The sequence below is a fragment of the Billgrantia antri genome, from assembly GCF_019430905.1.
GTDB classification, from domain to species: domain Bacteria; phylum Pseudomonadota; class Gammaproteobacteria; order Pseudomonadales; family Halomonadaceae; genus Halomonas; species Halomonas antri.
Map to the genome: position 1 here is coordinate 17,157 of NZ_JAHYCA010000003.1, position 26,982 is coordinate 44,138.

The window sequence follows — 26,982 nt, forward strand, 5'->3', positions numbered from 1 at the left end:
CGCGAGGAGGCTCGAGCATGCTGAAATGGCTGACCGGAAAGCAACCGATTCCGGTCTGGGTCATCAAGCAGATCGATGACAGTCTGCTGCATCTCTGCGGCCAAGGCAGCATCGAGCCTCAAGCCAAACGCAGCAGCGTCATCGACGCCCTCCACGCCGGTCGCTACGAAGGCGCGGTGAGCATGGCTAACGGCGGCCTGGTCCTCAATGCCCGCCTGTTTGCCGCCCTGGTGCCGCTCGAGGCCCTGCAGCTGGACGATCAGGGCCATGCCCACTGGAACGGTCGCCACTGGTACGTCGCCCAGACTCCCCAGCGCTGCTGGACCTTCGAAGGTCGCCTGGTCACCCAGCGCCAGGTATTAGGCAATCAGGAACAGCTCATCAGCGTCGAGGACGTTTCCGACATTCGCCGCCAGGTGCAGAGTGCCGCCACCCCCGGGCGGGTCAACTACGACCCGCGCGGCGTCAACGAGCCCCCCTCGCTGGCGCGCCACGACGGGGACAGGGCCGCCGAGGGAAAGAACCCCTTCGTCAGGAGCAGCGACAAATGGCGGGGCCATGACGACTGAATCACGCCCCAATCGACGACGCCTTATCCTGTTTCTTCTATTGATGGTGCTGGTAGGTCTCAATCTGAGGCCTGCCCTCTCTTCGCTCGCCCCGCTGCTGCTGCGCATCCAGGTTGAAACCGGCCTTTCGCCACTGGCCATCGGCGCCCTGACCACGCTGCCGGTGCTCTGCCTGGGTGTCTTCGCACCGCTGGCGCCATGGCTCGCCAAGCGCATAGGTCCCGAGCGTACACTGACCCTGGCCTTGGGTATCCTCATTGCCGGGCTGCTGCTGCGCGGCACCCCTAGTGTTCCGTCGCTTTTCATCGGCACCCTGCTTGCCGGTGCCGCCATCGGGATTGCCGGCACGCTGCTTCCGGCGTTGGTCAAGCGCGAGCTGCCCGGTGGGGCGGACCTGATGACGGGGGTCTATACCATGGCCTTGTGCCTGGGAGGCGCTCTCGGTGCGGGCCTGAGCATTCCTCTCGCCGATCTGCTGGGTGGTTGGCGTTTCAGCCTGATCAGTTGGGGCCTGCTCGCCGGCATCGCCCTGGTCGCCTGGGTATCGCTGATGCCACGCACGCCACGTGCCATAACGACGCCGCAGGCCGGTGGCAGCATGCGCGAGCTGCTCGGGCAGCCGCTGGCTTGGCAGGTGATGCTGCTGATGGGCACGCAGTCTTCGCTGGCCTATATCGTCTTCGGCTGGCTGCCGACGCTGCTCCAGAGCCGCGGCTACAGCGAAGCCGAGGCCGGCTGGCTGATGGGGGCTTCGGTCATGGTGCAACTGGTCTCGGCGCTGGGCGCACCGTGGCTCGCGCGTTTCGGCCGCGACCAGCGCCCGGCGCTGCTGCTGGTGCTAGGCTGCGTTGCGGGCGGCCTGTGGCTGCTGCTTCAGGCCGACATTCAATGGCGCTGGCCGGGCGTGGTGCTGCTGGGCTTGGGCCAGGGTGGCAGCTTCAGCCTTGCGCTGACCCTGATCGTGCTGCGTACGGCCAATTCGCGACTGTCCGGCAAGCTCTCCGGCCTGGCCCAGGGCGGCGGCTATACCCTGGCGGCCATGGGACCGCTGGCCGTGGGCGTGCTGTTGCAGCTCGAGGTTTCCCTCGATGCCATCACCTTAGTGCTGCTGCTCATCGTGGCCGCGGCTGCCGCCTTCGCCATGCTGGCCGGACGCAACCGTCGCCTCGATCTGGACAAGAGCGGGAAGCTGTTCACGCATTAACCCTTGCCAACCTGAACGCTGCTTGACCTCGATCAACCATATGTCGACGCCTCGGCGTGCTAGCCTGTTTCTATTCTTTACATGAGGCAGTCCCTACGCCATGTCCCGCGTCGTGTTCCAGGCCTGCGGCCTGAAGCGCTTCTACCCGATGGGCGAAATCACCATCCAGGCGCTGCGCGGCGTCGACCTGGAGCTGCATGCGGCAGAGCTGGTGGTAATGCTGGGCGCTTCCGGATCGGGCAAGTCCACCCTGCTCAACATCCTGGGCGGCCTGGACAGCCCCAGTGAGGGCTCGCTGCTTTATTATCCGAGCGACCCACGCGACTCTCACCACTCCGTCTCTCGTCACTCAAATAGCGATTCGCCCGCCCTGGCGCAGGGCATCGACCTGGCACGCGCCAACCAGCGGGAACTGACCCGCTTTCGCCGTCATCACGTCGGTTTCGTGTTCCAGTTCTACAACCTGATATCGAGTCTTACTGCGCGGGAGAACGTCGCCGTCGTCACCGATATCAGCCGCCACCCGCTGCCCCCCGAGGAGGCCCTGGCGCTGGTGGGTCTCGAACATCGCCTCGACCACTTCCCTTCGCAGCTCTCTGGCGGCGAGCAACAACGGGTTGCCATTGCCCGCGCCGTGGCCAAGCAGCCTGACGTGCTGCTATGCGACGAACCCACCGGCGCCCTCGACTTCCAGACCGGCATCCGGGTGCTGGAAGTGCTCGAGCGTATCAATCGCGAAACCGGCACCACCGTGGCGATCATTACCCACAACGAGGTGATCGGCGACATGGCCGATCGCATCGTGCGCCTGCGCGACGGCAGGGTCGAGCAGCTGCAGGTCAATGCCCAGCGCCGCATGCCGCACGAGCTGCGCTGGTAGCCACGGACACAGGCATGCAGACACTCGACCGCAAACTGTATCGCGACCTGTGGCGTCTCAAGGGTCAGGCGCTGGCCATTGCCCTGGTCATCGCCAGCGGCGTGATGACGCTGATTCTCGCCGTTACCACCCTGGAAGCCTTGTCCGGTGCCCGCGACCGGTTCTATGCCAGTCATCACTTCGCCGAGGTATTCGCCGAGGTCAAGCGCGCTCCCTTGGGCGTACTCGAGCAGCTGCAGCGAGTCGATGGCGTCAACCTGATCGAACCTCGGGTTCGTGCCACGGTTCGGCTGGCGGTACCCGGATACGGAGATCCGGTGCGCGGCCAGTTGCTGTCGCTGCCCGACGGCCGCCAGCCACTGCTCAATCGACTCCACCTGCTGAGCGGCAGCCTGCCGGAAGCCGGGCGCGACGACCAGGCCGTCGTCTCGGATGCCTTTGCCGAAGCGCATGGACTGCAACCGGGCGACACCCTGGAAGCGATCGTCAACGGCCGTCATACCCGGCTGACGATCTCCGGCATCGCGCTGAGCCCCGAGTTTCTCTATCAGGCCGCTCCCACCGACCTGATGCCGGACTATCGCCGCTATGCGGTGCTATGGATGAATCAGCGTTCGCTATCCCGCGCCTACGGCATGGAAGGGGCCTTCAACAGCATCAGCCTGACGCTGCAGGCCGGGGCCAGTCAGGACGACATCATCGATGCCCTCGACCTGGCGCTGGCCCGCTATGGCGCCACCGGGGCGCAGACCCGCCATGATCAGCAGTCGCATCGCTTCATCGAGGAGGAGCTCAACCAGCAGCGCATCATGGCCACCGTACTGCCGACGATCTTCCTGACGGTGTCGGCCTTCCTGCTCAACGTGGTGATGGGGCGCATCATCCAGACCCAGCGCGAGCAGTTGGCCATCCTCAAGGCCTTTGGCTATCACGACACCGAACTGGCTCGGCACTACGGCCTGCTGGCGGCATCGATCGTCACGCTCGGCTGGGTCATGGGCGTTGCGCTGGGCGGCTGGGCCGCCAGCGGTCTGGCCGAGGTCTATCGGGCGTATTTCCGCTTCCCCGAGATGCGCTTCGGCGTACCCGCCTGGGCATTGGCCCTGTCGTTCACGGTGACGCTATGCGCCGCCCTGGCTGGCACCTGGCATGCAGTATGGCGGGCAGTCAGGCGCCCGCCCGCAGAGGCAATGCGTCCGCCGGCTCCGCACCGCTTTCGCCGCAGCTGGCTGGAGCGTTGCGTTCCCCCCGCCCTGCTCGGCAACGAAGGACGTATCGTGCTGCGCAACCTGGCCCGGCATCCAGCCAAGGCCGGCTTCTCCATCGTGGGTATTGCCCTGTCTGCCGGCCTGCTGATGATCGGCGCCTACCAGCTCGCCGCCGTGGAAAAGATGATCGACCAGCAGTACCGCCAGGTACTGCAGATGGACGTCGAACTCACCTTCAACGAACCGACACCGGCACGGGCAGCCGGTGAATTGCGCCATCAGCCTGGCGTACTGGCGGTGGAAACCTGGCGCCGGGTGCCGGCGACACTGATTCATGGCCACCGCGAGTACCGTACCAGCCTGCTGGGAATGGAGCCGGAGCCACAGCTGCGCCGGGTGCTCGATTCCCATGGCCAGGCTCAACCCGTGCCCGAAGCGGGAATCATGCTGACACGCCACCTGGCGGGGGTTCTCGATGCCAGGGTCGGCGATACGCTGGACGTGGCGGTCATGGAGGGGCGGCGCGAGCGCCTGCGCCTGCCGCTGACGGCCGTGGTGGACGAACCGCTGGGCGTCGGTGCCTACCTGCGACGCGACACCCTCAACGCGCTGATGCATGAAGGTCCTGCGGTGAGCGGCGCCTGGCTGCTGATAGACCCCGCATACACTACCGAGCTGCATGCCGCATTGTGGGAGATGCCCATGGTGGCCTCGATCGGCCTGCTCAACGAGGCCGAGCGCGGCATTCGCGACTACATGGACGAGACCCTGCGCATGTTCGCGGTGATCTTCGTTGCCATCGCCTCCTCCATCGCCTTCGGCGTGGTCTACAACAATGCTCGTATCGCCTTCGCCGAGCGCGCCCGGGAGCTGGCGACCCTGCAGGTGCTGGGATACACCCGGGCGGAGGTCTCGCGGATACTGCTGGGAGAGATCGCCCTGCTCACCCTGGCAGCCATCCCGCTGGGCTGGGCCATCGGTAGCGTATTCGTTCGCCTGCTGCATACGGCTTTCAGCAACGACCTGTTCCGCATACCGCTGGTCTTCACCTCCCAGGTCTTCGGCTTTGCAGCCGCAGGCGTGCTGATCGCTTCAGTGGTGGTCGGCGTCCTCGTCTTCCGCCGCCTCGGACGTCTCGACAAGCTGCGCGTCCTCAAGGCCGTGGAGTGACGATCCATGGCTCCAGTACAACAGGGAAAGAGCATGAACGGGGGAAGAGCATGAATAAAGGTCGCCGTTGGATTCGCTACGCCATCTGGGCCGCGCTGGGACTAGCGCTGCTCGCCCTGCTGGCCTGGGCGCTGCGCCCCATGCCGGTGCCGGTCAACGTGGCGCGGGTCAGCGTGGGGCCTTTCACCGACTCGATCATCGAAGAGGGTCGTACCCGCCTGCGTGATACCTGGAACGTCTCGGCACCGATCACGGGTTTTCTCCAGCGCGTGACGCTCGAAGAGGGCGATCGGGTCGCGGAAGGCGATACGCTGTTCCGCCTCGAGCCGAGCCCTGCTCCGGCGCTGGACGTGCGTACTCGACAGCAGGCAGAAGACAGCTTGCTGGCTGCTCAGGCCCGGCTACGTGCCGCCCAGGCCAACCTCGAGACGGCACGAGCCGACCGGCGATTCGCCGAGGCCGAGTATCAGCGCTATCGCCAGTTGCATGAACGCAGCCTCATCTCCACTGCCGAGCTGGAGCAGCGCCAGAACCAGCGTGACCGGCTTCGGGCGCTGGAAAATTCCGCTGCATCCGGGGTCGAGGTCGCGCGCTTCGAGGTGGAAAGCGCCAGGGCACTGCTCGCCGTGGCCAGCGGCCAGCGCAGCGAGTCGGACCAACCGGTACTTCAGGTGCGCGCACCGGTCTCGGGGCTGGTGCTGACACGCTACCGCTGTTGCGAGGGCAGCGTCGCGGCCGGTGAGCCGATCCTGGAGTTGGGCAGCCTCGACGACCTTGAGATTCAGGTCGATCTGCTTTCCATGGACGCCGTGCGCCTGCGTCCCGGCATGGGCGTCAACATCACCGGCTGGGGCGGCAAGCCGCTGACAGGCCACGTCAGGCGCATTGCGCCTTCCGGCTTCACCCGTACCTCGGCGCTGGGCGTGGACGAACAGCGGGTCCCCGTGATCGTGGACTTCGCCGATGGTCTCGACCTGGCCACGCTGGGCCTGGGCAGCGGCTTTCGTGTCGATGCCGAATTTCTGGTCTGGGCGGCCGATGAGGTCCTGCAGATGCCTACCAGCGCACTGTTTCGCCACCAGGGAGAGTGGAGCGTCTTCGTGATCGAAGCGGGGCGCGCCGTGCACCGGCCAGTGGAATTGGGGCGACGCCAGGGGCTCGTCAGCCAAGTACTCTCGGGGCTCGAGGCGGGCGAAACGGTGATCACTCATCCCGGTGAACGAGTCGCGGAAGGCGTCAGAGTCAGAGCCGACGAGTGAGTTCCCTAGCGACTCCCGTTATCATGTCGCTCGCTGCGCACTTTGGCGTGTCTCAACGAACCTCTGACCTCAGGAACTGCCATGATCGAATCCGCCTCTTCCGACTGCCCCGTACTGGTGCTCTACACCGGCGGCACCCTGGGCATGATTCCCAGTGCCGAAGGGCTGGCCCCGGGAGGCGATATCGAGGCGAGGTTGCGACGGGCGCTGGCTGGCCTGCCCCCGAGCCGCCAGGCTAGCCTGCCACGCTTCACCGTTCAGTCGACAAGCGACCCCATCGACTCGAGCGCGGCGACGCCCCGTGACTGGCAGCGCCTGGGCGCTTCCATCGCCGCCCAGGTGGGCGACTACGCCGGCGTGGTCCTCCTGCACGGCACCGACACCCTGTCCTGGACGGCTTCCAGCCTGGCCTATCAGCTACAGGGACTGGACCGCCCCGTGGTGGTGACCGGGGCCATGCACCCCCTGGAGAGCGAAGGCAGCGATGCGCTCGACAACATCGAACTCGCCCTGCGCTTCGCCGCCAAGCCGGAGCTGCAGGAAGTCGCCATCGCCTTCGCCGGGCGCCTGCTGCGGGGGGTGCGCACACGCAAGACTCACAGCGAGGCCGACGACGCCTTTGCCAGTTTCAACTACCCCGTGCTGGGCGAGCGCATCGACGACGACGCGGTCCTCTATCCCGGTCGCGGACTCGAAGCCCAGCAGCGCGGCGCCCCTCGCTTCGAACTGCCGGACTATACCTCGCTGGCCGAGGGCGGCGTGGTCAGGCTCACGCTCTGGCCCGGGATCCAGCCCTGGCAGCTCGACGCCTGGCTCGGCGACAATCGAGTACGCGGTGCGCTGCTCGAGGTCTGGGGAGGGGGGAACGTTCCAGACGATCCTGAACTGGTCGGTGTGCTGGCCAAGGCCAGCGGCGAGGGCAAACTGCTTGCCGCGATCAGTCAGTGCCCGATCGGCGGCATTGCACCGGGGCATTACGCAGCCGGCCAAGGGCTGGTGCAGGCCGGGGTCCTCTCGGGGGACGCCATGACCTCGGAGGCCGCCATGACCAAGCTGGTACATCTCCTGGCGCAGCCGCTCGACGAGCAGGAGCGTCGCCGACGATTTCTCACACCGCTGGTCGGCGAGCGCTGATCCGGGCGGCGCCGGCCCGCCATGCCTGCCGCAGCGGCTGGCGTCTCGCCGCTGTCGGGCTAAGTTGAACGTAACGAAGCAAAACCCCAGGCGTAAGGAGTTGCAACATGGAGCATCCCGACCACCCCTTCAGCGAGCTGTTCGAACAGTTGGGCCTTGCGGCCGATGAAGCCTCGATCAAGGCTTTCCTCGAGCAGCATGCCCCACTGCCGCCCGAAATGGCCTTGTATCAGGCGCCTTTCTGGAATCCCGCTCAGGCCGAGTTCCTGTACACGGCGCTGGAGGAGGATGCAGACTGGGCGGAGGTCGTCGACCACCTCGATGCATCGTTGAGAAAGCAATAATTTTTCAAACGCTTGGTCGAATGCCGTTCTGCTAGGCTTGGCCGGGGACAACAAGAACCAATACGGGCGGGGAACACTATGCCGATCGATAGGATATCGATAGCGGAATCTTCTGACGTGGCCGGCCTCGCCACTCAAGCATTACCGCCCTTGCCCGAAGTCCTGCGAAGCCGACTGGCCGAATGCCGTACGCTGCCCAGCCTGCCGGCGGCGGCGGCGCGCTTGATTGCCATTGCCCGCTCTTCTGACCCCTGCCTTGCCGATTACGCCCGCGCCATCGAGCAGGATCCCGCCCTTACCCTGCGACTCCTCTCAATGGCCAACAGCGCCTCCTATTCACGGGGCGGAAATACCGTTTCCACCTGCCTGGACGGCGTCTCGCGCATCGGTCTGGATGCGACGCTGGCCATCGCCTTGAGCTTCGGTCTCCCCCGCCCAGGAGCCAACGCCGTCCTCGACCATGAGTACCTGTGCCAGCGAGCCATCATCGCCGCCACCGCCACCCAGGAACTGGCCCAGCACCTGTGTCCTCACGAAGCCCCTCAGCTGTTCACCATCGCCCTGCTGCAGGACATCGGCATACTGGCTTTCGAGGCGCTGGATGGCGATGCCTATGCCGCGCACGTTCCCGACCTTCGCCAACACCAGAAGCTGAGCGAGGCCGAGCAAGAACGCTACGGCTGCGATCACGCCCTGGTAGGAGCGTGGATCGCCATGAGCTGGGGCGTGCCCAGCCCCATTGCGCTGGGCATCATCGATAGCCATGGTCCGCTGGCCGACGGCGACGCGCGCAAGCTCTGCCTGCGCCTCTCGTGCCGCATCGCCGACTGCTGGCTCGCCGCTGACTCGGCCTCCGCCTTCAGCGCCCTGCTGCGCCAGCTGGCGTCGGTGGCCTCGCTGGACATCGTCATGTTGATGACGGTCATGCAGGAGCTGCAGCATCGCCTACCCTCACTGGCGCGCCTGTTCGAGATCACCTGCCCGCCTGCCATCGACAGCACCCACCTGCTGGCCGAGGCCAAGGAGCTGCTGTTCGAGCAGAACCTGAAAATGACGATTCGGCTGGCCGAACAGCAGCGCGAACTGGAGGCGCTGCATGCCAGCCATGTCGTGCTCGACGAACAGCACCGCACCGATCATCTCACGCAGTTGGCCAATCGCCCCTGGCTGGAGAAGCGCCTCGACCAGCACTTCACGTGCGCCAAGCGTGCCCGACAGCCTCTTTCGGTGATGTTCATCGACCTCGACCACTTCAAGCGGATCAACGACCGCTTTGGGCACCGTTTCGGCGACGAGGTCCTGATCCACTTCGCCGCCGCGCTCAACAACATGGTGCGGGAAAGCGATATCGCGGGACGCTATGGCGGCGAGGAGTTCCTGGTCATCATGCCCAACACCCGCCGTCAGCATGCCGGCATCCTGGCCGACCGAATTCGCGAATACCTCGCCACCCAACCCTTGGCCCAGGCCGACGGCAAGCCGTTGCACGTGACCGCCTCCATCGGCATTGCCGATCTGGAAGATGGCGAATTCGAGGATGCCGCCAGCCTGGTCGACGCCGCAGACAAGGCCATGTACCGCGTCAAGCACGACGGTCGTGACGGCGTGGGACACTACCATGAGCCGGACGCTTCCGATTGACTCTCACCGGATGCCTCGACAAGACGACGAAGGCGGCCATTGGCCGCCTTCGTCATCTTGATCCGACAGTCACAATGCCCTAGCCCGGCAAATCGCGCATCAGCAGGGCGAACTCGATTCGTTCCGGTGCAATGCTCTCGCCCGGCACCGGAATGCGCACTACGTGACCGGAGCCCGGCGCCGCCTGGACCGACTCACCGTGCTTGTTCTCGATGTGCTCGAGCTTGAAGCGCCGATTGCCGCCGGGCAGCATCAGCTCCATGCCATCACCCACCTCGAAGCGGTTCTTGACGTCCACTTCGAGGACGCCGCGACCGGGATCGTAGCCGATCACCTCGCCGACGAACTGCTGATGTACGCCGACCGAGTTGCCACGCTCGTAGTTCTGGTACTCGTCATGTACGTGGCGGCGATAGAAGCCTTCGGTGTAGCCACGGTTGGCCAGGTTATCGAGTTCGTCCATCAGCCGCATATCGAAGGGCCGGCCCGCTACGGCATCGTCGATGGCACGCCGATAGACCTGAGCGGTGCGCGCCACGTAGTAGTGGGACTTGGTGCGCCCTTCGATCTTGAGTGACGTCACGCCCATTTCGGCAAGCCGGGGCACGTGCTGCACGGCGCGCAGGTCCTTCGAGTTCATGATGTAGGTGCCGTGCTCGTCCTCGAAGATCGGCATCAGCTCGCCCGGTCGGGTGGCATCCTCGATCAAGGCGGAAAGCTCGTCCTGGCCTTCCACCCCTCCAGCCGTTGCCGTGCTGTGGGTCGTGCTACCGCCACCGGAGGCGATCAGCCCGCCCTGGCCGGGCGTCCACACGCCGCTGGCCGCATGGGCCGCCGCGGAGTTCGCCGGTACCAGGTCGCCGGTCTCGTCCTGGGCGGCGGCTACGGTGTTGTACTGCCAGCGGCAGGCATTGGTACAGGTACCCTGGTTGGGGTCGCGGTGATTGAAATAGCCGGAGAGCAGGCAACGGCCCGAATAGGCGATGCAAAGGGCGCCATGCACGAAGGTCTCGATCTCGAGGTCGGGGCACTCGGCACGAATCTCGGCAATTTCCTCCAGCGACAGCTCCCGCGACAGGATGATGCGGCTGATGCCCTGTCGCTGCCAGAACTTGGCGGCCGCCCAGTTGACCACGTTGGACTGCACTGAGAGATGGATCACCTGCTCGGGCCAGCGCTCGCGGATCATCATGATCAGCCCTGGATCGGACATGATCAACGCATCCGGCCCGGCCTCGATGACGGGTTCCATGTCGCGCAGGTAGGTCTTCAACTTGCTGTTGTGCGGCGCGATGTTCGACGCCACGTAGAACTGCTTGCCGCGCTCGTGAGCATAGGCGATCCCGCGATGCAGGTTGTCGAGCTTGAAGTCGTTGTTGCGCACGCGCAGCGAATAGCGCGGCTGGCCGGCGTAGACGGCATCGGCGCCATAGGCGAACGCATAGCGCATGTTCTTGAACGTCCCCGCCGGGGAGAGCAGTTCGGGAGCTTTCATGTGGGGTCACCGTTGTCAGGACGATGCAGCGCTGCACGATTTTCGCTGTCGGCGAAACGCAGTGCTGAGATAGAGAGGGCGGAAAGTCTAGCAAGCGGGTGGGGCTCTGGCCAGCGTTCGCTCCAACCGGTAGACTGACGCGCGCCGGACCGGATCCCGGCGCCCGCCCAAGGCGGGAGTGACAAATTCTCCGACTCAGAGCCTCACTATGACCAACGTCTCCCCCGATGCCACCGTGGTGATCTACTCCGGCGGCATGGACTCCTACACCGTCCTCCATCGCGCCCTGAACGAGGGCTGCGATGTTCATGCCCTCTCCTTCGACTACGGTCAGCGCCACGCCCGCGAGCTGGAAGCCGCCGCCCGCGTGTGCAGCGCACTGGGCGTGCCGCACCAGGTGGTGGACATCCGCGCCATTCATGGTCTGATCGACAATTCGGCGCTGACCGATACCCGCCGCGACATGCCCGAGGGCGACTATGGCGAGGAGAACCTCACCGCTACGGTGGTGCCCAACCGCAACATGGTGCTGCTGTCGCTGGCCATTGCCAAGGCGGTGAATATCGGCGCCAGGCGGGTCGACTACGGTGCCCACGGCGGCGACCACGTGCTCTATCCCGACTGTCGCCCCGAATTCGTCGACGCCATGAATGCGGTGGCCGGTATCGCCAACTTCGAGCCGGTCGAGATCCGTGCGCCCTACCTGCGCGCGAGCAAGGCGGAAATACTCGCCGAGGGCTTGGCCATGGGTCTCGACTACGCCGAGACCTGGACCTGCTATCGCGGCGATACGCTTGCCTGTGGCCGCTGCGGCAGCTGCCGCGAACGGCTTGCCGCCTTCGCCGCCAACGGTGTGAGCGACCCACTGGGGTATACCACCGATGCGCCGCGCCCCGACCTCGTCAGCGGAGGGGCCTGATGTATCACGTCAAGGAAGCCTTCTACACACTCCAGGGCGAGGGGGCACGAGCCGGTCGTGCCAGCGTCTTCTGTCGCTTCAGCGGCTGCAACCTGTGGTCGGGGCGCGAACAGGACCGGGCAAGTGCCGCTTGTCGCTTCTGCGATACCGACTTCATCGGTACCGATGGGCAGCACGGTGGACGCTTCGCCAGCGCCGATGCCCTGTCGGAGCACTTGATGTCGCTCTGGCCCGAGGCACAGGAGCGGGCAGCACCTTATGTGGTATTCACCGGCGGCGAGCCGTTGCTGCAGCTCGACGAGGCGCTGATCGATGCCATGCATGCGCGTGGCTTCGAAGTGGCAGTGGAAACCAACGGCACCCTGCCCGCGCCTGCCGGTATCGATTGGCTGTGTGTCAGTCCCAAGGCCGCCACGTCGCTGGCGCTGACCCGGGGCGACGAACTCAAGCTGGTCTACCCGCAGCAGGAGGCGCCGCCCGAGCGCTTCACCGATCTCGACTTTCGCCACTTCTACCTGCAACCGCTGGACACCACGCCGCTTGCCGAGAGAACCCGGCACCTGGACGCGACCGTGGCCTACTGTCTGGCCAATCCGCAGTGGCGCCTGTCGCTGCAGACCCACAAGATAACGGGAATCGACTGATGACTCTGTTCGTCAACCGGTTGAGCCAGCTCGACGCCTCACTCTGGTGCCCGCAGCGCGGGCTGATCGGTGTCAGCTGGTACGTGGATGCCGAGCTCGACGGCGAGCTCGGCGAGGATGGCATGCTGTTCGATTTCGGCGAGGTCAAGCCATGGATCAAGTCGCGCCTGGATGCCGGCGCCGACCATACGCTGCTGGTGCCGACGCGCGCACCCGGCATCAGCGTCAGTGAATGCAGCGAGGGGATCTGCCTACGTACCTCGCACCCCTACTCGCTGGAGGTTCGCGCTCCGCGACAGGCCTTCACGCTGCTGCCCTGGGCCGAGGTCACTCCGGAGCGACTCGCCGACTTCCTCGCCCGGGAGCTGATGAAGCGCCCACCGCCACGGGTCAGCGACATTCGCCTGCGCCTGCGTGCGGAAGTCTTCGATGGCGCCGCCTACACGTACAGCCACGGTCTCAAGCATCACGCCGGCAACTGCCAGCGTATCGCTCATGGTCACCGCTCACGCCTGCACATCTGGCAGCGCGGCGAGCGCTGCCCCGCGCTGGAGACCCAGTGGGCACGCTATCTGGACGATCGCTACCTGGTCGATGCAACCGACGTCATCGACCAGGCCGAATTCGAGATTTCTCCCAGCCTGACCAGCCGCTACCGCGCCGAGCAGGGCCGCTTTCAACTGCGGCTGCCGCTGGAGCGCTGCATCGTGCTCGACTCTCCCACCACGGTCGAACATATTGCCGAATGGCTGGCACGGCAGATCGCCGGCCAGACGGGACTGTCCACGCGGGTGCAGGCATTCGAGGGGATCGACAAGGGCGCCATCGCCGAGGTCAGACCATGAGCCAGCAGGCTTCCGCTGACGCCGCCGAGTCGTGCCGCCCCGGCTGCGGCGCCTGCTGCATTGCTCCCTCGATCAGTTCGCCGATACCCGGCATGCCTCATGGCAAACCGGCCGGCGTGCGTTGCGTGCAGCTCGACGAGCATAACCTCTGTCGCCTGTTCGGCGATTCGAACCGTCCCACGGTGTGCGAACGTTTCGCTTTCGACAGCGCGCTATGCGGAGAGGACCGCACCCAGGCATTGCAGCGCATTGCCATGCTCGAGTGCGGCACCTCTTCCTGACACGCTCAGCCCTGACACCTTCACCCGTTGCCGACTGCCACGCGCCCGGCGATATCGAGCGACTGCGGTAGCTGGCGGTCGAGCAGCATGCGCCAGCGAATCAGTACCGGGGCATCGCTGTGGCTCACACTGTCGAGCAGCGCCCGAAACTGATCGCGCGTGGCTTCATCCTGGCCATCAATCAAGGTCAGCCACGCCTCGAGTGCACAGAGCTCCTGGTGACGGTTCTCATGCAGGCGAGCGCACTCCAGCGCCTGCTCCACCAGCAGCCGCACTTCGCTCGTCGGGCGCCCGAGACGGTGGCGTACGCGTGCGAGCTGCACCGCCAGTTCGGAGACGAAAAGGGTACTGCGCTCGCGCGCGATCATCAGGCACTGGTCCAGGTAATCCTCTGCCCGAGGGAGTTCATCCAGCGCCAGGCAGGCGTCGCTGTACCACAGAGTAGGTCGATGGTAACGGTCGCGGCCGGTGATCTCCCCGAGTTCCTCCTGAGCCAGCTCCATCATCTTCAGGCCATCGCGATCACCGGAGAGAGCCCGGCGCCAGCCCAGAATCGCCTGGGCCGATACCTGCCACAGATGCAAGTCCGGAGTCTCCGTCAGAGCTACTGCCTGCTCGGCACGGCGTGCCGCCAGGTGCACATGGCCAAGCTGTCGGTAGAGCGCCGCGGCAAACAGCAGCGCCATGGCCAGCGAGCCGGGGTGCCCGATTCGCTCGGCCAGGCGGATTGCCGCCTCGACCTGCTGTTCGGCGCGCCGGTAGTCGCCGCGCAGGCAAATCGCCCAGCCCTGAAAGCAAGCTGCGGCCACCTGGGGGTGTTCGGAGAATGGCAGCCATTCGATCAGCATCGGCTGCTCCAGCGGAGCGATCTCGTCGAGATGTTCGAATGCCTGCCGAATACGGCCCGCCCAGTACTCGCAGTTGGCACGGGCGTAGTCGGCGAGACGCTGGTAGCGAGGATCGTCGAGGCGCCCGGCTATGGAAGCCAGGCTGGCGGCCAGGGAGAAGGCATCGGCATGTGCATGGCGCTGGCTGCAGCCCACCCATAGCCCCCACTTGACCAGGAAGGCCTGCTCGAGGTCCTCGGCATCCTCGGCATGGCAACCGCCATGCTGCACCAGCAACTCGCGGGCGCGCACGAAGCTTTCGTGAGCGGTCGGTGAACCGTGTCCCTCGAGGGCGAAGGCAGCCTGACCACGCACGGTCAGCAGGCTGATCTCGCGTTCCTCCTGGCCTTCCACGTGGCGCAGGCTGGCCAGGCCGAAGTCGGCCATCTTCAGTGCGGTGCGGTTGGCGCTGACCTTGAGCGCCTCGCGCGCCGCCAGTTCAAAATAGCGCGCCCCTCGGGCGTAATGTCCGCTGCGCCGCAGGTGGGTGGCAAAATCGCCGGGATGCCGTCCGATCCACATCGGGAAGCGCTCCTCGATCAGGCTGACGACCTGACGGTGAATACGCACCCGCACGTCACGAGGACAGGAGAGGTAGGCGGCTTCCTGCAGCAACTGGTGACTGAACTGGTATTCGCGGCATCCGCCTTCGCCCCCGGCGGGCTCAATGATCTCGAGCCGGCGCATCTGCTCGAGGGCTCGGTTGAGCTGGGTCATGTCCCAGCCGCTGCACTCGGCCAGGAAGTCGAGCCGGAAACGGCGGCCCAGCACGGCGGCGACATGCGCGACCTCACGGTCGCCATCGAGCTGGTCGATGCGTCCGGCCAGCAGACCAAGCAGACCACGCGGCAACTCATCGAGCTGTACGCTGCGCCCCTCGCGACGGTCCATTTCCAGGCGTCGGCAGATCTCCTGCATGTAGAGCGGCACGCCATCACAGCGCTCTATGATCTGGCCTCGCAGGCGCGGGCTGAGGTGCAGCCGGTAGCGCCTGGCCAGTTGCGACAGCAGGCGTGACGACTGCATCGCATCGAGATGGCTCAGGGCAACCTGCTGGTCCCAGTGCAGTCGCGTGGGCAGGGTCTCGCGGCCATGGTGGCTGGCCACCAGCAGAAAGGCACAATTGATCGGCAGGCGTGCCTGCAGGCCGGCCAGCACGCGGAACGAAGGTTCGTCTAGCCACTGCAGATCATCGATCATCAACACCTGTGGACGCTCGGCGGCATGTCGCTCGATGACCCGGCACAACAGCGCAACGACAAGATCCACCGCCTCGCCGCTCTTGGCCAGCTGCGCCACCTCGGAAGACTCTCTGACGCCCAGCGCCTCCTCGAGCAACGCCAGTTGCTCGGGGCTCAGTGCGAATTCGCACTGGCTGATCAGGCCCTTGAGTCCCTCTTTGTCGAGCGTGCCGTCGAGCCGCCAGCGCAGCAGCGTACGCGCTACCCCGTAAGGCTCCAGTACCGACAGGCGAGTGGTGGGCTTCCAGCAGATGGCCGCGTCACGGCTCAGTTCGAGCTGCCGAAATCCTACCATCAGGGCCGACTTGCCCATGCCGGACGCACCTCGCACCAGCACGCTCTGGCGCAGGCCGATGCCGGCCCGGGCCAGAGCGTCGCGCAGCACGCGCAGCGAGGACTCACGGCCAACCAGGCTCGGCGGCATGGCATCGCGACCGCCCTCGTTCTGACCCAGCACCAGTGCACGCAGACGTACCCGACCGTCGCTCGCCACCAGCCGCGAGGAAAGACGCGGCTGCAGGTCCAGCGCCGGCGGCATGTGCTGGCTTGCTTCCTGGGAAATGACCAACTCGCTACCTTCGGCGGCACACATCAGGTCAAGCGCGCCCTGGGTCACCTGGCCCAACGGGTCGACCAGCTGGCGCTCGGGCAAATAGACGACACGGCCGCTATTGAGACCGGCCGCCAACTCGATGCGCGGCGCTTCGTCTTCGCCGCTCCAATGGCGCGCGACTTCTTCGGGCAACACACGGCGACAATGCTCGTAGAGCGCTACCAGCTCGGCCAGCTGGTGTGCCGGGCCGTGAGTGCCGAAGCAGGCCAACCCCAAGCCACCGGTAGCTCCAGGCAACCAGAACCCCCCCAGGTGGTGGCACTGCTGCTCAAGCCAACGCATCAGCTCGATCTGCAGGGCCAGGCAGGCGCGGATTTCGTCGCGGGCGGAGAACTCCCCGTTGACCCGCAGGCGAATCGCCATCACCGAGAGCTGACGCTGCTCGATCTCGTCCTCGCGCAGTGGCGAACTGCCGGCCGCCAGCGTGCGAGAGAATGCGCCTTGGGGCGACAGGCTCTGCAGATCCGGACTGCCGTCCGACCAGTAGCGCGCCAGTTGGAGAAAGTTCGGCTCGGGCTGCTGGCCGGAGAGCGCCAGCAGCTGCAGGTAGGCATTGTACTGTTCGTGAGCCGCGGCGAGCTGACCCTGCTCGGCAAGCTGACCCACCAGGCGCTCATGGAACGGACCATAACCCGAGAAGCGGCTGACCAGGGTATGCAGCAGCGCATCGGGCACGTCCTCGTTTCGCTCGAGCACGCCTTCGGCGAAACGGATCACACGCTGGCGCCACTCGTTACGCAGTTGCACCAGCCAGCGCTGGAACTCGGTGCAAGACGACAGCTGCAGCTCTTCCACCAGATCGCCGCGATAGCGTCGCAGCAGCCGCTCGAGCGTGGCCACGTCCTGCGTGCCCTCCAGCAACTGCTGGAGTTCGTGCAGGTCGAAACGCCAGCCATCAGGGCGGCGAAAGGCAATGGTCTGACGAGAAACGACCAGTACTTGCTCGGCGTGTTCGCCCAGTGACTGGCGCAGGCAGTGCAGCGCGTGGCGCAGGTTGGTGCGCCCCGAAGAGAGCCCCTGATCGGGCCATAGCAATTCGGCCAGACTGGCTCGGTTGACCGGCTGCTGATGCAACAGCAGGTAGACCAGCAGTGCCTTGACCTTGTCGTAGCTGAACTGGGTCAGCACATCATCGCCCAGCACCAGCGAGAACTGGCCGAACAGCGTCAGATGATCGCCATCCTCACTGTTATGCTCGGTTACAGAAGCGTCCTGCATGACGGAACCCTGCATGGCAAAGTGGCGGCATCAGGCCGGCACGCCACTATGGAAACGAAACGCCGTGTCCGGCGTGACTATTAGTTGTGCTTCGCATTCGGCAAAGAAATCCACTCGCTTGTCAATGGCATCCGACGAAAGATATCGCGCCAGCATCAGGTAGTCTTCGTAGTGCCGGCCTTCCGATTTCACCAGCGAGCGGTAGAAGCGAGCCAGCTCGGTATCCAGGTGCGGGATCAGCCTGGCAAAACGTTCGCAGCTCCTCGCCTCGATGAAAGCCCCTATGATGAGAATATCGACCAACCTGTCGGGTTCTTGAGGACGAACGTGTCGGCGTAGCGCTTCGGCATAGCGTGATGCGCTCAGGTGCCGATACTCGATGCCCCGCGACTCCATCAGCTTGACCACCTGTTCGAAGTGCAACAGTTCCTCACGGGCCAGTTGGGACATCTTGGAAAGCAGCAGCGGTTGGTTCACATAGCGATAGAGCAGGCTCATGGCGGTCGAGGCGGCTTTCTTCTCGCACTGGGCGTGATCGATCAGCAGCAGCTCAGGATTGTTCAGCGCCCACTCGACCCAGGCGTCGGGCGTGGGGCAGGCAAGAAAGGTAAGCAGGCCAGGCGGCAGCTCGATGTCGTTGCGGGTCGCATCCAGGGTCTCGGACATGGTGTCAGCTCGGCAATTCTGGGTCAGGCAAGCAACAGGGGGAGTCCGTACACGCTCGCTGCGCACGCCGACGCTCACCCGCCTCGACCATGAGCTCTGCGCTCAGGCGGTCGTGGAGTGCGGCGGCATCGAGCCCCACCGCCCCTTCCCGCGGCGTCACCCCGTAGCGCCGCAGGTCGCGTATGCGGTCACGCCCGACCCGCAGTAGCTCCACGACACGGGAGAGCGAAGGCTGCTCGGAGCGAAAGCGAATACGGTGGCGTTTCAGCTGCGCCTCGAGGCAGGCTGCGTCGTCGACCCGCAGGTAGCGGCCGGCCACGCGTTCACGCAGGCCATCCAGCTCTGTCATGCGATGGTCGCGCTGTTCGGCGGACAACGCCATCCATTCGCCGATCTCGTCGTCGGTGCGCTGACAGCCCCGGCACACCGGGTCCCCCAGCGTCGTCGAACAGAGCCCCACGCAGGGCGAGGCGATACGCGCGCACATCTACCCGTCCCCTAATCGTTTAACCCGCCCATGGTAACGCGCCCTGCTCCGGGTGGCACCCTGTAGTTCAGCAGACATTGCGACGACCAAAGTCTAGCCCCGCGCCAGGAGGGCCAACTTAACATTGTCGACAGTTTGCCGTAGAATCGCGCCACCCAGTGACTACGGTTGTTTTCCCGCCAGGGCGGCCATTTCGCCGATGCTCGTCGCCGTACCGAACCGCCTTGGGCAACACACCAGATGAGGGCCCCAACGTGCTTGAAGCCTATCGCCAACATGTCGAAGAACGCGCCGTCGAGGGCGTCCCGCCGAAGCCCCTGAATGCCGAGCAGGCTGCTGCGCTGGTCGAACTGCTGAAGAACCCGCCCGCTGGCGAAGAAGAGTTCATTCTCGACCTGCTCACCAACCGCGTTCCCCCCGGCGTCGACGAGGCTGCCTACGTCAAGGCCGGCTTCCTCACCGCCATCGCCAAGGGCGAGGCCGAGTCGCCGCTGGTCGACAAGGTGCACGCCGTCAAGCTGCTGGGGACCATGCAGGGCGGCTACAATATCGCCACCTTAGTCGAGCTGCTGGACGACGCCGGGCTGGCCAAGGAGGCCGGTGAACAGCTCAAGCACACCCTGCTGATGTTCGACGCCTTCCACGATGTGGAAGAGCGCGCCAAGGCCGGCAATGCCGTGGCCAAGGATGTTCTGCAATCCTGGGCCGACGCCGAATGGTTCCTGTCCAAGCCGGCGCTGGCCGAGAAGATCACCCTGACGGTGTTCAAGGTACCGGGCGAGACCAACACCGACGACCTCTCTCCGGCCCCCGATGCCTGGTCGCGCCCCGACATTCCGCTGCATGCCAATGCCATGCTCAAGAACGAGCGCGAAGGCATCGAGCCTGAAGTCCCCGGCACCAAGGGCCCGCTGGCCCAGATCGAAGCGGTGAAGGCCAAGGGCTTCCCGGTCGCCTACGTCGGCGACGTGGTCGGCACCGGCTCCTCGCGCAAGTCGGCCACCAACTCCGTGCTGTGGTTCTTCGGCGACGACATTCCAAACGTGCCCAACAAGCGCGCCGGCGGCTTCTGCTTCGGCGGCAAGATCGCCCCGATCTTCTTCAACACCATGGAAGACGCCGGCGCCCTGCCCGTCGAGATGGACGTTTCCAAGCTCGAGATGGGCGACGTGATCGACGTCTACCCCTATGAAGGCAAGGTGTGCAAGCACGGCACCGATGAGGTGGTCTCGACCTTCGAGCTCAAGACCCAGGTGATTCTCGACGAGGTACGCGCCGGCGGCCGTATCCCGCTGATCATCGGCCGCGGCCTGACCGGCAAGGCGCGCGAGGCACTGGGCCTGCCCCAGTCCGACGTGTTCCGCCTGCCCGAGCAGCCCAAGGACACCGGCAAGGGCTTCACCCTGGCGCAGAAGATGGTGGGCAAGGCCTGCGGCATGGAGGGCGTGCGTCCGGGCATGTACTGCGAGCCGAAGATGACCACCGTGGGCTCCCAGGACACCACCGGCCCGATGACCCGCGACGAGCTCAAGGATCTCGCCTGCCTCGGCTTCCAGGCCGACCTGGTGATGCAGTCCTTCTGTCACACCGCCGCCTACCCGAAGCCGGTCGACGTGGAGACTCACCACACCCTGCCCGACTTCATCATGAACCGCGGCGGCGTTTCGCTGCGCCCGGGCGACGGCATCATCCACAGCTGGCTCAACCGCATGCTGCTGCCCGACACCGTGGGCACCGGCGGCGACTCCCACACGCGCTTCCCGCTGGGCATCTCGTTCCCGGCCGGCTCGGGCCTGGTCGCCTTCGCCGCCGCCACCGGCGTGATGCCGCTGGACATGCCGGAATCGGTGCTGGTGCGCTTCAAGGGCAAGCGTCAGCCCGGCGTCACCCTGCGTGACCTGGTCCATGCGATCCCCTACTACGCCATCAAGCAGGGGCTGCTGACCGTCGAGAAATCGGGCAAGAAGAATGCCTTCTCCGGCCGCGTGCTGGAGATCGAAGGTCTCGAGGACCTCACCGTCGAGCAGGCCTTCGAACTTTCCGACGCCTCCGCCGAGCGCAGTGCTGCGGGCTGTACCATCACGCTGTCCGAGGAGAGCGTCACCGAGTACCTGAAGTCCAACATCACCCTGCTCAAGTGGATGATCGCCAACGGTTATGGCGACAAGCGCACCATCGAGCGCCGCATCCTGGCCATGGAAGAGTGGCTGGCCAACCCGAGCCTGATGCGCGCCGACAAGGACGCCGAGTACGCCGAGGTCATCGAGATCGACCTCGCCGAGCTCAAGGAGCCGGTACTGTGCGCCCCGAACGACCCGGACGACGCCCGCCTGCTCTCCGACGTGGCTGGCGAGAAGATCGACGAGGTCTTCATCGGCTCATGCATGACCAACATTGGCCACTTCCGCGCCGCCGGCAAGCTGCTCGAGAAGCAGCCCGCCGGCAGCCTGAAGACCCGCCTGTGGCTGGCACCGCCGACCAAGATGGACCAGCACCAGCTCACCGAAGAGGGATACTACGGTATCTACGGTCGCGCCGGCGCACGCATGGAAATGCCGGGTTGCTCGCTGTGCATGGGTAACCAGGCCCGTGTCGCCGCCAAGAGCACCGTGGTCTCCACCTCGACCCGCAACTTCCCCAACCGCCTGGGCGACGGCGCCAACGTATATCTGGCGTCGGCCGAACTGGCCGCGGTAGCCGCGGTTGAGGGTCGCCTGCCGACCGTCGAGGAGTACCGGCAATACATGGGCGAATTCGACGCCATGGCCGGCGAGATCTATCGTTACATGAACTTCCACGAGATCGAGGAGTATCAGAACGCCGCTTCCAACGTGATTCCGGTCGCTCAGGAAGCCTGATACCTCGAATTCCGATAGCATCAGGTTCGACTCCGATGCTCGCAACATCGATGGCACCTTGCAAAAGATGCCGGAGCCGATGAACGAAGCGCCCTCCCACGAGGGCGCTTTTTTTATAAGTCACTGTATTGCCTTACCTTCATGTCGCCGTGAGGCGACGCTTCGCTACGTTTTTTTACCTACCTCGCCTTGTGAGCCGTTTCCTGCGAGTCTAACTTTAAGGAGCCTCTGTGCGCTGGCGGCCTGAAGTCGTCCGGGCACGAGAATGAAGAGGGATTCGAGGCCAAGGGACATTCAAGGAGTCAGAACATGTCGAAGAGAACGCTCCTCACCGTAACACTCGCCTCCACCACGCTGCTTTTTGCCACTGGGGCACAAGCCCAGGCCAACGCACCGCACGAGCGCTATGCCTACCTGGGCCTCGGTACCGGTTTCAGTTCGCTGGAGAACGACCGCGACGACGTGGACAACTTCATCGAGAGCGGCAGCAGCGATTTCGATCTCGACGATGACGACAACGTCTGGAAGGGCTTCGCCGGTTACCAGTTCAACCGCTACCTGGCCGCCGAGGCCTTCTACGCCGACCTCGGCCGTGTGCGCCTGCGTGGCACCGATGGCGCCAACTCTGACCTGGAGTCCACCGCCTACGGCGCCAGCCTGATCGGCCAGTTTCCGATCACGAGCTGGTTCACACCTTTCGCCAAGGTCGGGGCTGCCAGTTGGGAGACCGATGTCGACGGCAACCTGGGCGACACCAGCGTCGATCTCGAAGACAACGACGGCTTCGACCCGGTCTACGGCCTCGGTGCCCAATTCAACCTCAATCCGGTGCTGATCCGTGCCGAGTACGAGCGCTACGACTTCGACAGCGACTACACTCTCGACACCTTTACCGCTTCGGTCGGGCTTCGTTTCTAGTTCCGCTGCCCCGCTTCACCCACGCCACCGTGCCACCGCCGGTGGCGTGCCCGCCTGCGACGAATCGACGAAGGCCTGAGCGCACGAACCATGGCATCATCCCGACCAACATTTCCCAGGCAAGGAACCTGCAATGAGCGCCATCATTACACCGGACATCTGCGACGCCCATCCTGAAGTCCAGGTTCTCGACCCGATCTTCATCAACTTCGGCGGGCGCGATGCCTTCTGCGGTCCGATACGCACCGTCAAGTGCTTCGAGGACAACTCGCTGGTCAAGCAGGCCGTCGGCGAACCTGGAGAAGGTGCGGTGCTGGTGGTCGACGCCGGCGGCTCCCAGCGCTGCGCCATGCTCGGCGACATGCTGGCCGAGCAGGCCGTCGAGAACGGCTGGTCTGGTGTCGTCATGTATGGTTGCGTGCGCGACGTCGACGTCCTGGCCGAGACCGATCTGGGCGTTCAGGCCCTCGGTGCCCATCCCCGCAAGAGCGAAAAACGCGGTGAAGGCAGCCGCGACATACCAGTCACGTTTGCCGGCGCTACCCTGCGTCCGGGGCAGTGGCTGTATGCCGACAACAATGGCATCGTGGTGGCCGAAGAGCGCCTGCCTCTCGACGCTTGATGCCAAGCGCCGCGTGGCGGCGCTTGTCCATTCGCCAGCGGCGGTGCCACGCTTGTGGCAAGCACTCTGACCGGGAGCCTCCGTATCGATGACGTCACTAGGCGTGGATCTCCTTCGCAGCCTGCGAGAGCACCTGCGTCCGCTGGTGGCGTACCATCTCTTCTTCACCCTGCTGGCCTCGAGCCTGCTGCTGCCGGGCGTGGCCTGGACGCTGACCAGCCTGCTCAGGCGATTCGACCGAACGGTCGTGACCAATGCCGCGCTACTCGATCTGCTGTTCAGCGCAGGGGGCATACTCTGGCTACTGGCGGCCATCGGTCTGACGTTCCTGGTGCTCTACCTGCAACAGGCCGGGATGATCCTGGTGGCGGTGAAGCGTCGCGACAATCACTACCAACTGGCCTTCATCGCGCTGTGGCAAACTCTGCGCCGCCTCCCCGTGCTAGCCGGCCTGGTGGTGCTGCAAGTGGGCACGCACCTGCTGCTGCTGATTCCCGTCGCGCTGCTGCTCGGCTGGCTATACGAGATTGTCATCGGCGGGGTCGACCCCTATTTCGTGCTGCGCATGCGACCGCCCGCATTATGGCTCTTCCTGGCTGGTGCCATACCTCTGTCTCTCGCCTGGGCGCTCATCGCGGGCTGGCTCTACGTCCGCTGGATCCTGGCACTGCCGACTGCGATGCTGGAGAACCTGTCGCCTCTCGCCGCCCTGCAGCGCAGCCGTGAACTGACCCGCGGCCATCGGGGCAAGGTCGCGTTGGTGGTGATCTCCATGCTCTTGGTGATCGTCGCCCTGCCGTTCATGACCAGCTCAATCTTCGATCATGTCTTCACCCCCCTACTGTGGTGGCTACCGGAACGCAATGCGGTGCTGATTCCGGCCATGCTGGCGTACGCCACGGGCTACGTGCTGGCCACCTTGGCAATCACCTTCGTCGGTATCGCGGCGAATGCGCTGCTCTCGGCCTGCCTTTACTTGCGCCTGGCCCACCGTGAGCCTCGCCCCGCCCCACCACCACCCGATGCCCACCCCGGCCGGCTCGCCTGGGGCGTGGAGTTGGCCGTGGTGCTGTTCGCCCTGGTTCAGGCCTGGTGGATCGTCAACAGCTTCGAACTTCGCGACAATGTGGCCATCATTGCACATCGTGGCAGTTCGGCAGCCGCTCCCGAAAACACGCTTTCGGCAATCGAGCAGGCAAGCGCGGATCGCGCCCACTACGTGGAAGTGGATGTGCGCCTGACGGCCGATGGGGAGGCGGTGCTTTACCACGACCGTAGCCTGCAGCGTCTGACCGGCGACTCACGCCTCCTGCACGAAATGTCCCTCGAGGCGCTGCGGCGATTCGATGTCGGCAGTTGGTTCGGCGACGCTTACGTCGGAGAACGTGTTCCGACCCTCGACGAAGCTTTCGCCGCGGTACGCGGCAAGAGCGCCCTGATGATCGACATGAAACCGGAACCGGGGGAAGAAGCCGCTCTGGTGAAGGCCGTACTCGAGTCACTGCGGCGGGAAACCGAAGCGCGCCGCGAGTGCTTGTCTCATGTGTCGCCAGCACAAGCCGCCCGTTGCGGCAGCCCCGACGTCAGCGGAGAGACGAGGCTGGCGGTGATGTCGACCAATGTACTGGACATGATCAAGGAACAGGAGCCGGATCTCCGCGTGACCCTGCTGGCACAGCTGGTCATGCCGGGGACTCTCGATCGACGCGGTTTCGATGCTCTGGGGCTACGCCATAACCGCATCACCGAGAACGAGATCCGGCTGGCGCGTGAGCTGGGTTACGAAGTGCATGCCTGGACAGTCAACGACCGAGCGCGCATGTCGCAGATGATCGATCTCGGCGTCGATGCCATCATCACCGACCACCCGGAACGCCTCGCGGAACTCATCCGCGATCGTCGAGAGCTGAGCGACGGGGCGATTCTGCTGGTGAAGCTGCGCAACTGGCTGCGACGTTGAACGGTGGCGCCCAGGGGGCGCCACCAAGTCTCGTCAGTCGCCCATCACCACGCCTTCACGACGTGGATCAGCCCCCCCAAAGAAGCCCTCCTCGGTGCGCTGAATTGCCTGCAAACCGCTGGTCAATTCGCGCTCGCTGGCTTCATGACCCAGTTCATTCAACGTCTCGATCACTTCCGCAGGAAATCGGCCCTCTTCCAGATAGGCCGGCCCACCCAAGGTGATGGCGTGAGGCAGGTCGAGCGCCTCCTGGGCATCCAGGCCCCAGTCGAGCATGGCCACCAGCGCCTTGGCGGTGTAGTGAATGATCGCCGCCCCACCGGGCGAGCCCAGGCTGGCGATCAGCTCATCGCTTTCGCGGTCGAAGACCAGCGTCGGACTCATGCTCGAGCGGGGCCGCTTGCCGGCCTCGACCCGATTGGCGATCGGCGAGCCATCGCTATCGAGCGGACGGAACGAAAAGTCGGTGAGCTCGTTGTTGAGCAGGTAACCGCCCGGCAGCCCGGTGCCGCCATCGGCCATGATGCGAGAGCCGAACGCTGACTCGATGGTCGTGGTCATGGCGACGGCATTGCCTTCCTCGTCGACGATGCTGATATGACTGGTGCCGTACTCGGGCTGGATGGGTTGAACGGCCCATGCAGTCTCCACCTCGCCAGGATTGCCCGCCTGTGCCCCGTCGGGCCCCATGCTCTGCTCACCGACCAGCTCGGCGCGCTCGGCCAGGTAGTCCTCGTCGAGCATGCTATTCCAGCTGCCGCCGGGAGGACTGACGAAATCCGGATCCGCGATGAACTTGTTTCGATCCGCGAATGCCAGCCGTGACGCTTCGAGGAAGCGGTGCAGCCACTCGGTACCGGGCCGATCCTCTTCAAGCGGTTCTTCTAGATCCGGCAGGTGTTCCATGATGCCCAGTATCTGTATGATGGTCAGGTGCCCCGAGGACGGCGGCGGGAAGCCGCAGACACGATATGCCTGCCAGTCGGTACACAACGGGTCACGAGCCTTCGCCACGTAGGTGGCCATATCCTCCAGGCTGATTGCCCCCGGTCGGGAGGAATGGCCTTGCACCCGCTGCACGAGGTCCTCGGCGATTGGTCCGGTATGCAGCGCCTTGCTGCCGTTCTCGGCGATTTCCCGCAGAATCTCGGCAAGTGCCGGATTCTGCAAGCGATGCCCCTCAGGCAGCGGCTCGCCCTCCTCGGTGTAGTAGAACTCGCTGGCCAGCGGATCGTCGCGCAGCCGCTCTTCGGCGGCCAGGCTGGTATGCAGGCGCGGGCTGACCTCGAAGCCCTCTTCCGCCAGGGTGATGGCGGGAGCGAAGAGCTCCGCCCAAGGCAACTTGCCATGGTTCTCATGAGCCATCTCGAGCATGCGCACGGTGCCCGGTACGCCGACCGACAGACCACTGGCTGCCGCTTCCATGAACTCCAGGGGCTCGCCCCCGCCGTTGAGGAAGAGCGATTCGCTGGCGGCACGGGGGGCGGTCTCGCGGCCATCGTAGGCCTTCACCCCGCTGCCGTCGTAGTGCATCAGAAAGGCACCCCCGCCGATGCCGCTCGACTGGGGCTCCACCAGCGTGAGCACCATCTGCACGGCGATGGCGGCATCCACGGCGGATCCACCCGCCTTGAGTACCTGATAGCCGGCATCGGTGGCCAGCGGATTGGCGGCTGCCACGGCAAAGCGCTCGGTGGCCCAGCCGGTTTTTTCTTCGTAGCCGGACGCGGCCTCCGGCTCGATGGCCGGGGCTTCGTATTGAAAGGCCACCTCGGATGTTGCCAACAGCGGCGTACCCAGCACGCACGCTGAAGCAACGGTAACTAACCAGTATCGACGAAAGGAAACTGATCGGAAGTCCATGAGCGGGCCCCTCGGTAACTCCATGTAAGAGGTGTACAGCATAGGCGAAAAAATGC

General features: G+C 65.1%; 21 protein-coding genes. 16 read left to right on the top strand and 5 right to left on the bottom strand.

Annotation, left to right across the window (positions count from 1 at the left end):
• Window positions 1–17: 17 nt before the first annotated feature.
• From KPL81_RS08145 to KPL81_RS08180, 8 genes are all read left to right on the top strand, one after another.
• Entirely contained in the window at window positions 18–569 is a 552-nt protein-coding gene (locus KPL81_RS08145) for a hypothetical protein (protein WP_219791405.1), read from the top strand.
• On the top strand, window positions 559–1,773 hold the full coding sequence (locus KPL81_RS08150; RefSeq protein ID WP_219791406.1) for an MFS transporter: 1,215 nt from the start codon (window positions 559–561) through the stop codon (window positions 1,771–1,773). Before KPL81_RS08145 ends, KPL81_RS08150 begins: the two co-directional genes overlap by 11 nt.
• Before the next feature lie 100 nt (window positions 1,774–1,873).
• A complete protein-coding gene (locus tag KPL81_RS08155) occupies window positions 1,874–2,653 on the top strand; it encodes an ABC transporter ATP-binding protein (RefSeq protein ID WP_219791407.1) in 780 nt (259 codons plus the stop codon).
• 14 nt (window positions 2,654–2,667) lie between these two features.
• The gene (locus tag KPL81_RS08160; protein WP_219791408.1) at window positions 2,668–5,031 is read left to right on the top strand and encodes an ABC transporter permease; all 2,364 of its coding nucleotides are present in this window, start codon (window positions 2,668–2,670) and stop codon (window positions 5,029–5,031) included.
• A gap of 50 nt (window positions 5,032–5,081) precedes the next feature.
• Complete coding sequence (locus KPL81_RS08165; protein ID WP_219791409.1) at window positions 5,082–6,290, top strand: efflux RND transporter periplasmic adaptor subunit; 1,209 nt, start codon at window positions 5,082–5,084, stop codon at window positions 6,288–6,290.
• Between the two features lie 81 nt (window positions 6,291–6,371).
• Window positions 6,372–7,424, top strand: a complete 1,053-nt coding sequence (locus KPL81_RS08170) for an asparaginase (protein WP_219791410.1) — start codon at window positions 6,372–6,374, stop codon at window positions 7,422–7,424.
• Window positions 7,425–7,531: 107 nt separating this feature from the next.
• Window positions 7,532–7,768, top strand: a complete 237-nt coding sequence (locus KPL81_RS08175; RefSeq protein ID WP_209472195.1) for a DUF2789 domain-containing protein — start codon at window positions 7,532–7,534, stop codon at window positions 7,766–7,768.
• Between the two features lie 117 nt (window positions 7,769–7,885).
• A complete protein-coding gene (locus KPL81_RS08180) occupies window positions 7,886–9,409 on the top strand; it encodes a sensor domain-containing diguanylate cyclase (protein ID WP_219791411.1) in 1,524 nt (507 codons plus the stop codon).
• Window positions 9,410–9,488: 79 nt separating this feature from the next.
• On the opposite strand, the gene trhP is transcribed toward KPL81_RS08180, so the two are convergent.
• Window positions 9,489–10,904, bottom strand: a complete 1,416-nt coding sequence (gene trhP / locus KPL81_RS08185) for a prephenate-dependent tRNA uridine(34) hydroxylase TrhP (RefSeq protein WP_219791412.1) — start codon at window positions 10,902–10,904, stop codon at window positions 9,489–9,491.
• A gap of 208 nt (window positions 10,905–11,112) precedes the next feature.
• Here trhP and queC point away from each other — a divergent pair, with 208 nt between their 5' ends.
• The 4 genes from queC to KPL81_RS08205 are packed head-to-tail and all read left to right on the top strand — an operon-like array spanning window position 11,113 to window position 13,593.
• Window positions 11,113–11,823 carry a 7-cyano-7-deazaguanine synthase QueC gene (queC, locus tag KPL81_RS08190; RefSeq protein WP_219791413.1) on the top strand — a complete coding sequence of 237 codons (711 nt, stop codon included), beginning with the start codon at window positions 11,113–11,115 and terminating at the stop codon, window positions 11,821–11,823.
• Window positions 11,823–12,467, top strand: coding sequence for a 7-carboxy-7-deazaguanine synthase (gene queE / locus KPL81_RS08195; protein ID WP_219791414.1), 645 nt, complete (start codon window positions 11,823–11,825; stop codon window positions 12,465–12,467). Before queC ends, queE begins: the two co-directional genes overlap by 1 nt.
• Window positions 12,467–13,312: a 6-carboxytetrahydropterin synthase gene (locus KPL81_RS08200; protein WP_219791415.1), complete on the top strand. Its 846-nt coding sequence runs from the start codon at window positions 12,467–12,469 to the stop codon at window positions 13,310–13,312. Before queE ends, KPL81_RS08200 begins: the two co-directional genes overlap by 1 nt.
• Window positions 13,309–13,593: a YkgJ family cysteine cluster protein gene (locus tag KPL81_RS08205; RefSeq protein WP_219791416.1), complete on the top strand. Its 285-nt coding sequence runs from the start codon at window positions 13,309–13,311 to the stop codon at window positions 13,591–13,593. Before KPL81_RS08200 ends, KPL81_RS08205 begins: the two co-directional genes overlap by 4 nt.
• 20 nt (window positions 13,594–13,613) lie before the next feature.
• On the opposite strand, the gene KPL81_RS08210 is transcribed toward KPL81_RS08205, so the two are convergent.
• From KPL81_RS08210 to KPL81_RS08220, 3 genes are read right to left on the bottom strand one after another with little or no spacing between them, the layout of a single operon-like run.
• A complete protein-coding gene (locus KPL81_RS08210; RefSeq protein ID WP_219791417.1) occupies window positions 13,614–17,552 on the bottom strand; it encodes an ATP-binding protein in 3,939 nt (1,312 codons plus the stop codon).
• A 30-nt stretch (window positions 17,553–17,582) separates the two neighbouring features.
• The gene (locus KPL81_RS08215; RefSeq protein ID WP_209472203.1) at window positions 17,583–18,218 is read right to left on the bottom strand and encodes a MiaE family protein; all 636 of its coding nucleotides are present in this window, start codon (window positions 18,216–18,218) and stop codon (window positions 17,583–17,585) included.
• A 4-nt stretch (window positions 18,219–18,222) separates the two neighbouring features.
• Window positions 18,223–18,705 (bottom strand): DUF1289 domain-containing protein, encoded by a 483-nt coding sequence (locus tag KPL81_RS08220; RefSeq protein ID WP_219791418.1) that lies wholly within the window; start codon window positions 18,703–18,705, stop codon window positions 18,223–18,225.
• Between the two features lie 254 nt (window positions 18,706–18,959).
• Here KPL81_RS08220 and acnB point away from each other — a divergent pair, with 254 nt between their 5' ends.
• From acnB to KPL81_RS08240, 4 genes are all read left to right on the top strand, one after another.
• A complete protein-coding gene (gene acnB / locus KPL81_RS08225; RefSeq protein WP_209472205.1) occupies window positions 18,960–21,563 on the top strand; it encodes a bifunctional aconitate hydratase 2/2-methylisocitrate dehydratase in 2,604 nt (867 codons plus the stop codon).
• Window positions 21,564–21,872: 309 nt separating this feature from the next.
• Window positions 21,873–22,481: a porin family protein gene (locus KPL81_RS08230; protein ID WP_219791419.1), complete on the top strand. Its 609-nt coding sequence runs from the start codon at window positions 21,873–21,875 to the stop codon at window positions 22,479–22,481.
• Window positions 22,482–22,614: 133 nt separating this feature from the next.
• On the top strand, window positions 22,615–23,103 hold the full coding sequence (gene rraA, locus KPL81_RS08235) for a ribonuclease E activity regulator RraA (RefSeq protein WP_219791420.1): 489 nt from the start codon (window positions 22,615–22,617) through the stop codon (window positions 23,101–23,103).
• Window positions 23,104–23,191: 88 nt separating this feature from the next.
• Window positions 23,192–25,063, top strand: a complete 1,872-nt coding sequence (locus KPL81_RS08240) for a glycerophosphodiester phosphodiesterase family protein (RefSeq protein WP_219791421.1) — start codon at window positions 23,192–23,194, stop codon at window positions 25,061–25,063.
• A 33-nt stretch (window positions 25,064–25,096) separates the two neighbouring features.
• Here the strand turns inward: KPL81_RS08240 and ggt are convergent, their stop codons facing one another.
• A complete protein-coding gene (gene ggt / locus KPL81_RS08245) occupies window positions 25,097–26,926 on the bottom strand; it encodes a gamma-glutamyltransferase (protein ID WP_219791422.1) in 1,830 nt (609 codons plus the stop codon).
• Window positions 26,927–26,982 lie beyond the last annotated feature (56 nt).

Excerpts from the sequence above, each read along its gene's own strand:
- KPL81_RS08155 (WP_219791407.1), top strand. The coding sequence starts at position 1,874 with ATGTCCCGCGTCGTGTTCCAGGCCTGCGGCCTGAAGCGCTTCTACCCG.
- KPL81_RS08160 (WP_219791408.1), top strand. The coding sequence starts at position 2,668 with ATGCAGACACTCGACCGCAAACTGTATCGCGACCTGTGGCGTCTCAAG.
- KPL81_RS08205 (WP_219791416.1), top strand. The coding sequence starts at position 13,309 with ATGAGCCAGCAGGCTTCCGCTGACGCCGCCGAGTCGTGCCGCCCCGGC.
- KPL81_RS08210 (WP_219791417.1), bottom strand. The coding sequence starts at position 17,552 with ATGCAGGACGCTTCTGTAACCGAGCATAACAGTGAGGATGGCGATCAT.
- KPL81_RS08220 (WP_219791418.1), bottom strand. The coding sequence starts at position 18,705 with ATGTGCGCGCGTATCGCCTCGCCCTGCGTGGGGCTCTGTTCGACGACG.
- trhP (WP_219791412.1), bottom strand. The coding sequence starts at position 10,904 with ATGAAAGCTCCCGAACTGCTCTCCCCGGCGGGGACGTTCAAGAACATG.
- KPL81_RS08175 (WP_209472195.1), top strand. The coding sequence starts at position 7,532 with ATGGAGCATCCCGACCACCCCTTCAGCGAGCTGTTCGAACAGTTGGGC.
- ggt (WP_219791422.1), bottom strand. The coding sequence starts at position 26,926 with ATGGACTTCCGATCAGTTTCCTTTCGTCGATACTGGTTAGTTACCGTT.
- queE (WP_219791414.1), top strand. The coding sequence starts at position 11,823 with ATGTATCACGTCAAGGAAGCCTTCTACACACTCCAGGGCGAGGGGGCA.
- KPL81_RS08165 (WP_219791409.1), top strand. The coding sequence starts at position 5,082 with ATGAATAAAGGTCGCCGTTGGATTCGCTACGCCATCTGGGCCGCGCTG.
- KPL81_RS08200 (WP_219791415.1), top strand. The coding sequence starts at position 12,467 with ATGACTCTGTTCGTCAACCGGTTGAGCCAGCTCGACGCCTCACTCTGG.
- KPL81_RS08150 (WP_219791406.1), top strand. The coding sequence starts at position 559 with ATGACGACTGAATCACGCCCCAATCGACGACGCCTTATCCTGTTTCTT.
- KPL81_RS08215 (WP_209472203.1), bottom strand. The coding sequence starts at position 18,218 with ATGTCCGAGACCCTGGATGCGACCCGCAACGACATCGAGCTGCCGCCT.
- KPL81_RS08240 (WP_219791421.1), top strand. The coding sequence starts at position 23,192 with ATGACGTCACTAGGCGTGGATCTCCTTCGCAGCCTGCGAGAGCACCTG.
- KPL81_RS08230 (WP_219791419.1), top strand. The coding sequence starts at position 21,873 with ATGTCGAAGAGAACGCTCCTCACCGTAACACTCGCCTCCACCACGCTG.
- KPL81_RS08145 (WP_219791405.1), top strand. The coding sequence starts at position 18 with ATGCTGAAATGGCTGACCGGAAAGCAACCGATTCCGGTCTGGGTCATC.
- rraA (WP_219791420.1), top strand. The coding sequence starts at position 22,615 with ATGAGCGCCATCATTACACCGGACATCTGCGACGCCCATCCTGAAGTC.
- queC (WP_219791413.1), top strand. The coding sequence starts at position 11,113 with ATGACCAACGTCTCCCCCGATGCCACCGTGGTGATCTACTCCGGCGGC.
- KPL81_RS08170 (WP_219791410.1), top strand. The coding sequence starts at position 6,372 with ATGATCGAATCCGCCTCTTCCGACTGCCCCGTACTGGTGCTCTACACC.